The following is an 8,405-nucleotide window of genomic DNA, read 5'->3' on the forward strand; positions in this document are numbered from 1 at the left end:
CAATGAATATCTATACGTTTGATTTTGATGAAATCGACAGTCAGGAGGACTTCTATCGTGAGTTTTCCCGAACCTTTGGCCTGGAAAGAGGACGCGTAACGAATCTGGATTCCCTGTGGGAGATGGTGATGGGTAATCAGCTTCCGCTCCCGCTGGAAATTGAATTCGTCCATTTACCGGATAAGCTGCGCAGGCGGTTTGGCGCACTGATTTTGCTGTTTGATGAGGCAGAAGAGGAGCTGGAAGGGCAGATTCGCTTTAACGTCCGTCCGGAATAGGCATAAAAAAGCCCCTGACAGGCAGGGGCAAGTCGTAGTCAATACGACGAGGGTTTATTTGTACAGCTCAGCCGTTGCGTGCCAATGGTCGCCCGCGTTCAGCTCGGTGACGCGATAGCTGCTGGCACCGGCTTTTTCAGCTTTTGCTACCAGTACCTGACGGATATCCATTGGAGAGCCGGACACTTCAGTAACGGCGATGCTACCCATAGATTGCAGGCCTTGAGCCTGTTCAGCGTTCACCTGATGCACAGCTGCGCTGGCACCAAAAGAGAGAACGGAAGCTAAACCGAGGGTGGCGATAATTAATTTAGTGTTCATAATCTTTACTCCTTAATCGGGTCGGATCAACGACGAGAAGGGTTGTACCGCTATTTTTATGCCTGGTGTCGTTGACGATATTTCGTTTTTTTGCAGAACTTATTTGTACAGCTCAGCTGTTGCATGCCAGTGGTCACCGGTACGCGCTTCAATCACGCGATAAGAAGTGGCGCCCTGTTCTTGTGCTTTTTTATTCAGCATCTGGTTCATATCCATTGGCGATGTACCCACTGCACCGATGGACACCGTACCGATAGCTTCGCGAGATTGCGCCTGTTCAGCATTGATAGAGTCGGCAGCAAATGCACCGAAAGACAGGACTGACAGAACGCTCAGTACGGCAACAGTAGTTTTGATTTTCATGATTCTTTTCCTCGTCATATTCTTTACTGGGGTCGGTGTTTCGTGACCCTCATCACAAAATCAAGTATACACTAATCACGGCAAAAATTAATACCATGCTAATTATAAACTGTGTGATTATGTTTTAAGTGACTGCCGCGTTATAACCAGAATGAATAAAAAAGAGAGGAACTCAGCCTTGAATGGCCACTATTATCTTTAAATTCAGGAATATAGATGAATTTGATTATTCGTGCGGTTCATGGTTCTGACATTCACTGCGTGAATGTGTTGGGGCGATAAAACGCACTATTTGTTAAAGGAAAGATAACGGAATGTAGTGTGAAACGAGGTAGGAGCAGAAGATCCCCCGCGACAGTGTGCAGCAGGGGAGCGGGATCAGAGTTCCTGTTCGAACAATACCAGAATGGCTTCGTAGAGATCTTTCACCGAGAAGCCGTTAGCCGGTGTCGTAAAGATGGTGTCGTCACCCGCAATGGTTCCCAGAATGCCTTCTGCTTTACCTAATGAATCAAGCAGACGGGCTATCAGCTGAGCTGCACCAGGGCTGGTATGGATCACCACGACGGCGGCGTTGTAATCGATATCCAGCACCAGATTCTTCAGCGGGCTTGAGGTTGTCGGTACGCCCAGCTCAGCAGGCAGGCAGTAGACCATCTCCATTTTGGCGTTGCGGGTACGCACCGCGCCGAATTTGGTTAACATGCGGGAGACTTTTGACTGGTTAATGTTTTCGAAGCCCTCTTCTTGCAGGGCCAGCACGATCTCACCCTGAGAGCTGAATTTTTCTTCTTTAAGCAGCGCTTTAAACGCTTTGACCAATTCTTCTTGTTTAGAAGAGATTCGCATAAATCACCCGAAATATAGCGGTAGAAACAACATTATTATGCACATGGATGAATTTTTATGCAAACTATCTGCCCAATCTTAGGCTGAAATAATGTTATGAAAGGGAGTGATTTTATCAAAATTCGTTATCAAGGAACATGCCTGCGTCACGCCTCGCAAATAACCTTAAAAGTAAATTAAATGTTATCAAAATGATGTTGTTTTGGTGGCTGGCGTGGGTGTATTGTAGCTCCCTCTGAATTCGTTGCTTAGTTAGCGCATAACGCCTGATAGCCTTCTGGCAGATGCAAAAAGCGCGTGACCCCAAATTCTGGAATGACGAAGATTGTAATTATAGATCTGCTGAATTAAGGTCGCCGCGACGGAGTAACAGAAAGTTAGCTCACCATAATAAGGAGTTTAGGATGAAAGTCGCAGTCCTCGGCGCTGCTGGCGGTATCGGCCAGGCGCTTGCCCTACTACTGAAAACTCAGCTGCCTGCAGGCTCAGAACTCTCCCTGTACGATATTGCTCCGGTAACCCCTGGTGTGGCGGTTGACCTGAGCCACATCCCGACGGCCGTTAAAATTAAAGGCTTCTGCGGTGAAGATGCGCGTCCAGCGCTCGAAGGCGCAGATGTGGTGCTGATCTCCGCAGGCGTGGCGCGTAAACCGGGTATGGATCGCTCCGACCTGTTCAACGTGAACGCCGGTATCGTGAAGAACCTGATCCAACAGGTGGCGACCACCTGTCCAAAAGCCTGTATCGGTATCATCACTAACCCGGTTAACACCACCGTGGCGATTGCAGCAGAAGTGCTGAAAAAAGCGGGCGTGTACGACAAGAACAAACTGTTTGGCGTGACCACGCTGGACATTATCCGCTCCAACACCTTTGTCGCGGAACTGAAAGGCAAACAGCCTACCGAACTGGACGTCCCGGTTATCGGCGGCCACTCTGGCGTGACCATTCTGCCACTGTTGTCCCAGATCCCAGGCGTGAGCTTCACCGAGCAGGAAGTGGCTGACCTGACCAAACGTATCCAGAACGCTGGCACCGAAGTGGTGGAAGCGAAGGCGGGTGGCGGTTCTGCAACCCTGTCTATGGGCCAGGCAGCAGCCCGTTTCGGTCTGTCTCTGGTGCGCGCCCTGCAGGGCGAGAAAGGCGTTGTGGAATGTGCTTACGTTGAAGGTGACGGCGAGCATGCGCGCTTCTTCTCTCAGCCACTGCTGCTGGGCAAAAACGGCATCGAAGAGCGTCAGTCTATCGGCACCCTGAGCGCGTTTGAGCAGCAGGCGATGGTGGGTATGCTGGACACGCTGAAGAACGATATCGTTCTGGGCGAAGAGTTCGTGAACAAATAACCGACTCGCATCCCATCAGGATAATAAAAAACCGGAGAAATTCCGGTTTTTTATTGCCTGTGGGTTTAGTTTGTTGCCGGGTACTCTTGAATGGTCACCTGCAGCGTCAGCTTCTTATCATCGCGCATCACTTCTACCGGGATGATTGAACCTGGTCTAATTTCCGCCACCTGGTCCATGGTTTCCAGTGCTGACAGCGCCGGCTTACCGTTAACCGAGACGATGACATCGTTGACCAACATACCCGCTTCCGCTGCCGGGCCGCCGGTCGTTACTTCGTTGACCACAATGCCCTGTATCTGATCGATGCCGCCGCCCTGAACATGCATCGGCGCAATCTCACGCCCGCCAATGCCGATATAGCCGCGGATCACCCGTCCGTCGCGGATCAGCTTATCCATAATCTTGTTCGCCAGCTGGAACGGGATCGCAAAGCCGATCCCTTCGGGGGTTTCTCCGTCGTTGCTCTTATCAAAGGAGAGGGTGTTGATCCCCATCAGCTCGCCCAGCGAGTTCACCAGCGCCCCGCCGGAGTTCCCGTGGTTGATTGAGGCATCGGTCTGCAGGAAGTTCTGCCGTCCGGAAGGGTTCAGGCCAATACGCCCGGTGGCGCTGATAATCCCCTGAGTGATGGTCTGCCCGAGGTTATACGGGTTCCCGATCGCCAGCACCACGTCACCGATATGGGGCGAGCGTTTACGGTTAATTGGGATCACCGGCAAACCGCCGGTGGCCGTAATTTTCAGCACCGCGAGGTCGGTCAGCGTATCTGAACCCACCAGCAGGGCTTCAAAGACGCGCCCATCCTGCAGAGCAACGATGATTTGATCGGCATCGTTGATCACGTGTTTATTGGTAATGATGTAGCCGCGCTCATCCATGATCACCCCGGATCCCAGGGTGCGGATCTCCAGCTGATTATGGCTGGTGCTGTTCATCCCGCGGTTATAGACGTTAACAACCGCAGGCGCGGCGCGGCGCACCGCCTGATTGTAACTGGCAGGTGTTTCATCCGCGCTGTCAAATTGCGGTGCCGCCAGTTGATTAAACTGACGTAAAGAGGGCATGGCGACCAGTAACAGGCCACCGACAACCAGGCCGATGGCGACCGAACGAATGAGCTTTAAAACCATGATACGGGCGTCGTTAAGGGAAGATCGCAAGCAGCATAGCATGACTTATCCGGACATCACACGCGGCGATGTCCGGATACATCAATGCTTAACGCAGCAGAATATAAAGGGTGTCATTGCCGCGCACGATCTGCAGGGCGATGATCGACGGTTTGCTCTCCAGCACTTTGCGCATTTCGGCGATGGACTGCACGCGCGTGCGGTTCACCCCGATAATCACATCATCCTGATGAAGCCCTGCCTGCGCCGCCGGGCTGCTTTTCTCTACGCTGTTGAGGGTGATGCCTTTCGTGCCGTCCTTTAGCTGCCCGTCACTCAGCGTTGCGCCCTGCAGTGCGGGTGCAATCATCTCGGCACTGGCGGAGGAAGAGGTACTTTTATCCAGCGTGACCTGCACATCAAGCGGTTTACCGTCGCGCAGCAAACCGAGTTTAACCACGGCGCCGGGCTCGGTGGTGGCGATACGTGAGCGCAATTCGGCAAAGCTGTTGAGCGGCTTATCATTCAGGCTGACAATCACATCTCCGGACTTCACGCCCGCTTTTGCCGAGCCGGAATTCGGTAAGACTTCGCTGACAAAGGCGCCGCGCTGTACATTCAGATTAAACGCCTTCGCGATATCCGCGCTCATCTCCATACCTTTAATGCCCAGCAGGCCGCGCTTCACTTCACCAAACTGAATCAGCTGCTGTGCCAGCGTGCGGGCCATGTTGCTCGGAATGGCGAAGCCAATCCCGACGCTGCCGCCGCCGGGGGCGAGAATAGCGGTGTTGATGCCGATCAGTTCGCCGTTCAGATTCAGCAGTGCGCCGCCGGAGTTGCCGCGGTTAATAGAGGCGTCGGTCTGGATAAAGTTCTCCAGCCCTTCAAGGTTTAACCCGCTGCGGCCCAGGGCCGAGATAATGCCGGAGGTGGCCGTCTGGCCCAGACCGAACGGGTTACCGACTGCGACGGCGAAATCACCCACGCGCAGTTTATCGGAGTCGGCAATCGCAATTTGCGTCAGGCCGGTGGGGTTCTGTAGCTGCAGCAGGGCAATATCGCTCTGATCGTCGCCGCCAATCAGCCTGGCTTCGAACTCGCGACCGTCGTTCATCTGCACGCTGATTTTATCCGCCTGGCTGATAACGTGGTTGTTGGTCAGTACATAGCCTTTAGCCGCATCAATAACTACGCCCGATCCCAGCCCTTCAAAGGGCTGTGCCTGATCCGGGGTGTCATCGCCAAAATACTTTTTTAACTCTTCCGGGACGCGCTGGCTTTGCACGGCGGTACCTTCGACCTTCACGCTCACGACGGCGGGCAAGACTTTTTCCAGCATCGGCGCCAGGCTAGGCAGCGCAGCCTGACCCGGTACCTGCGAAGGGATAGCGGCAGCCACCGGATACGTGGCCGACAGGGATAATCCAATGCTCAATGCTAACGCGCTCAACAGCTGATTTTTTTTGTTCATTTATGCTGGCTCTCGCAACCTGGATGAAGGAATAACGGCCCCAAAACAGTCTGATATTATTGAATTTTAAAATGCCGAACAATGAGGTGTTTGACTAAATAATAGCTGGGGTAGGGAAGAAAGGACGGGCGCAACGGCTGCGCCCGTAAAATATATTTGTGATGTGAGGTTAACCGCGTTTCACGCCATTGCGCAGCAGGCCGGACGCGCCGTCGGAGTAATCACGTGGCATCTGTACCGGCGCCTGGTCGTTACCGGCTTCGGATTCAGCCAGGCGGTTACGGAATGGGTTGGCTTCCGCGCTCATCTCTGGCAGCAGGCTGCTGGAGCTTTTCGCCATGTGCTGGTACAGCTGACGGTAATCATCGGCCATGTTGTCCAGCAGTTCGGCGCTGCGGGCAAAGTGGCTTACCAGCTCTTCACGATACTCTTCCAGATCGGCTTTGTTCTTTTCCAGTTCGTACTGTAAGGCCTGTTGCTGACGCAATTTGCGATTACCAAAACGCATGGCCACAGCACCAATAGCGATGCCGACGACTAAACCGATTAGCGCATATTCCCAGGTCATGAACTTCTCCCGTTATCTTGTGGTTCCGTAGGGTGTTGGCTCGGCTCCATGCCTGTGCCTGATTATGCCACTATAACCGCTATTCCCGTAGAAGTGGAATCCCACCGTATCATCGCGTACTGTAGAACGGCCTTTTTTTCGTCAACTGCGCAGTATGACGGGTATTAATTGAAGGAATAACAATAAGATTATGCAAAGTCTCTCCCCCACATCGCGTTACCAGCAGGCCCTTAATGAGGGTTCCCATCAGCCAGACGATGTGCAGCGTGAAGCGGTCGCGCGTCTGGACAGTATCTACCAGGCGCTGGTCACCCGGCCAACCGCAGAGGTTGCGTCTGCTGGTGGATTAAAAGCGGCGTTTGGCCGATTGCTGGGGAAAAAAGAGCCGCAAACCGCCACGCCAGCGCGCGGTTTATATATGTGGGGCGGGGTCGGGCGGGGCAAAACCTGGCTGATGGATCTGTTTTATCAGAGCCTGCCGGGTACGCGTAAGCAGCGTCTGCACTTTCACCGTTTTATGCTGCGGGTGCATGAGGAGCTGACGGCATTGCAGGGCCACAGCGATCCGCTGGATATTGTTGCCGAACGCTTTAAAGCCGAAACCGATGTCCTGTGTTTTGATGAGTTTTTTGTCTCAGACATTACCGATGCAATGCTGCTCGGTGGACTGATGAAAGCGCTTTTTGCGCGCGGCATCACGCTGGTTGCCACCTCTAACATCCCGCCGGATGAGCTGTACCGCAACGGCTTACAGCGCGCGCGTTTCCTGCCCGCTATCGATGCCATCAAAGCCCACTGCGAGATAATGAACGTTGATGCGGGCGTTGATTACCGCCTGCGAACCCTCACTCAGGCCCACCTGTGGCTGTCGCCCTTAAATGACAACACACAACAGCAGATGGATAAGCTGTGGCTGGCGCTGGCCGGCAGCAAACGTGAAAACGCTACGCTGCTCGAAGTGAACCATCGCCCGCTACAAACCCTGGGCGAGGTCAATCAAACCCTGGCGGTGTCGTTTGCGACCCTGTGCGTCGATGCCCGCAGCCAGCATGATTATATTGCGCTCTCGCGCCTGTTCCACACGGTGATGCTGTTCGAGGTGCCGGTGCTGACGTCGTTGATGGAGAGCGAAGCCCGCCGCTTTATCGCGCTGGTGGATGAGTTTTACGAGCGCCACGTGAAGCTGGTGGTGAGCGCGGCCGTGCCTTTATATGACGTTTATCAGGGGGAGCGGCTGAAGTTTGAGTTCCAGCGCTGCCTCTCGCGCCTGCAGGAGATGCAAAGCGAAGAGTATCTTAAGCGCGAACATATGCCTTAAATGCCACCCTCTGCCTGTGGGAGAGGGGCTGGGGGTGAGGGCATCAGACCGCACAATCACCCCCTCGGAAAAACCCGGCTCAAATCACAATTAGGGGTCGACCTTTACCCACGACTTCTCTATAATCTTGCGACCCCACGTTACAAGAAGGTTTTTTCCCAAAACTTTCTCTGCGCCGGCATAGGCTATTCGAAGGGGTAGGTTTGCTGGACAATGTCGTGTGAACCTCAACTACTAAAACGTTTGGGTGTTCACCAACGTGTAACTTATTTACTTGGGTAAGCTTTTAATGAAAACTTTTACAGCTAAACCAGAAACCGTAAAACGCGACTGGTATGTTGTTGACGCGACCGGTAAAACTCTGGGCCGTCTGGCTACCGAACTGGCTCGTCGCCTGCGCGGTAAGCACAAAGCGGAATACACTCCGCACGTAGATACCGGTGATTACATCATCGTTCTGAACGCTGACAAAGTTGCTGTAACCGGTAACAAGCGTACTGACAAAGTGTACTATCACCACACCGGCCACATCGGCGGTATTAAACAAGCGACCTTTGAAGAGATGATTGCCCGCCGTCCTGAGCGTGTGATTGAAATCGCGGTTAAAGGCATGCTGCCAAAAGGCCCGCTGGGTCGTGCTATGTACCGTAAACTGAAAGTTTACGCAGGTAACGAGCACAACCACGCGGCACAGCAACCGCAAGTTCTTGACATCTAATCGGGATTATAGGCAATGGCTGAAAATCAATACTACGGCACTGGTCGCCGCAAAAGCTCCG

At 53.3% G+C, this 8,405-nt stretch carries 10 protein-coding genes; 4 read left to right on the plus strand and 6 right to left on the minus strand.

The window, feature by feature from the left end; translation table 11 throughout:
- Positions 1–2: 2 nt before the first annotated feature.
- On the plus strand, positions 3–278 hold the full coding sequence (locus ACRDD5_RS05435) for a barstar family protein (RefSeq protein WP_271284327.1): 276 nt from the start codon (positions 3–5) through the stop codon (positions 276–278).
- A 54-nt stretch (positions 279–332) separates the two neighbouring features.
- On the opposite strand, the gene yhcN (ACRDD5_RS05440) is transcribed toward ACRDD5_RS05435, so the two are convergent.
- From yhcN (ACRDD5_RS05440) to argR, 3 genes are all read right to left on the minus strand, one after another.
- A complete protein-coding gene (yhcN, locus tag ACRDD5_RS05440) occupies positions 333–599 on the minus strand; it encodes a peroxide/acid stress response protein YhcN (RefSeq protein ID WP_438676141.1) in 267 nt (88 codons plus the stop codon).
- A 99-nt stretch (positions 600–698) separates the two neighbouring features.
- Positions 699–962, minus strand: coding sequence for a peroxide/acid stress response protein YhcN (gene yhcN / locus ACRDD5_RS05445; protein WP_271284329.1), 264 nt, complete (start codon positions 960–962; stop codon positions 699–701).
- A gap of 378 nt (positions 963–1,340) precedes the next feature.
- Positions 1,341–1,811: a transcriptional regulator ArgR gene (gene argR / locus ACRDD5_RS05450; RefSeq protein ID WP_271284330.1), complete on the minus strand. Its 471-nt coding sequence runs from the start codon at positions 1,809–1,811 to the stop codon at positions 1,341–1,343.
- 404 nt (positions 1,812–2,215) lie between these two features.
- Between argR and mdh the strand changes: the two genes are divergently transcribed.
- Entirely contained in the window at positions 2,216–3,154 is a 939-nt protein-coding gene (gene mdh / locus ACRDD5_RS05455) for a malate dehydrogenase (RefSeq protein WP_271268352.1), read from the plus strand.
- Between the two features lie 65 nt (positions 3,155–3,219).
- Here the strand turns inward: mdh and degS are convergent, their stop codons facing one another.
- The 3 genes from degS to zapG form a co-directional block, all read right to left on the minus strand.
- Entirely contained in the window at positions 3,220–4,287 is a 1,068-nt protein-coding gene (gene degS, locus ACRDD5_RS05460; protein WP_271284331.1) for an outer membrane-stress sensor serine endopeptidase DegS, read from the minus strand.
- A gap of 88 nt (positions 4,288–4,375) precedes the next feature.
- A complete protein-coding gene (gene degQ, locus ACRDD5_RS05465; protein ID WP_271284332.1) occupies positions 4,376–5,740 on the minus strand; it encodes a serine endoprotease DegQ in 1,365 nt (454 codons plus the stop codon).
- 169 nt (positions 5,741–5,909) lie between these two features.
- Complete coding sequence (gene zapG / locus ACRDD5_RS05470) at positions 5,910–6,308, minus strand: Z-ring associated protein ZapG (RefSeq protein WP_271284333.1); 399 nt, start codon at positions 6,306–6,308, stop codon at positions 5,910–5,912.
- Between the two features lie 190 nt (positions 6,309–6,498).
- Between zapG and zapE the strand changes: the two genes are divergently transcribed.
- Entirely contained in the window at positions 6,499–7,626 is a 1,128-nt protein-coding gene (gene zapE, locus ACRDD5_RS05475; RefSeq protein ID WP_271284334.1) for a cell division protein ZapE, read from the plus strand.
- 289 nt (positions 7,627–7,915) lie between these two features.
- On the plus strand, positions 7,916–8,344 hold the full coding sequence (rplM, locus tag ACRDD5_RS05480) for a 50S ribosomal protein L13 (RefSeq protein WP_024551131.1): 429 nt from the start codon (positions 7,916–7,918) through the stop codon (positions 8,342–8,344).
- The last annotated feature ends 61 nt before the right edge of the window (positions 8,345–8,405 follow it).

The sequence above is a fragment of the Silvania sp. genome, assembly GCF_051656365.1.
Classification (GTDB): domain Bacteria; phylum Pseudomonadota; class Gammaproteobacteria; order Enterobacterales; family Enterobacteriaceae; genus Enterobacter; species Enterobacter hatchlandensis.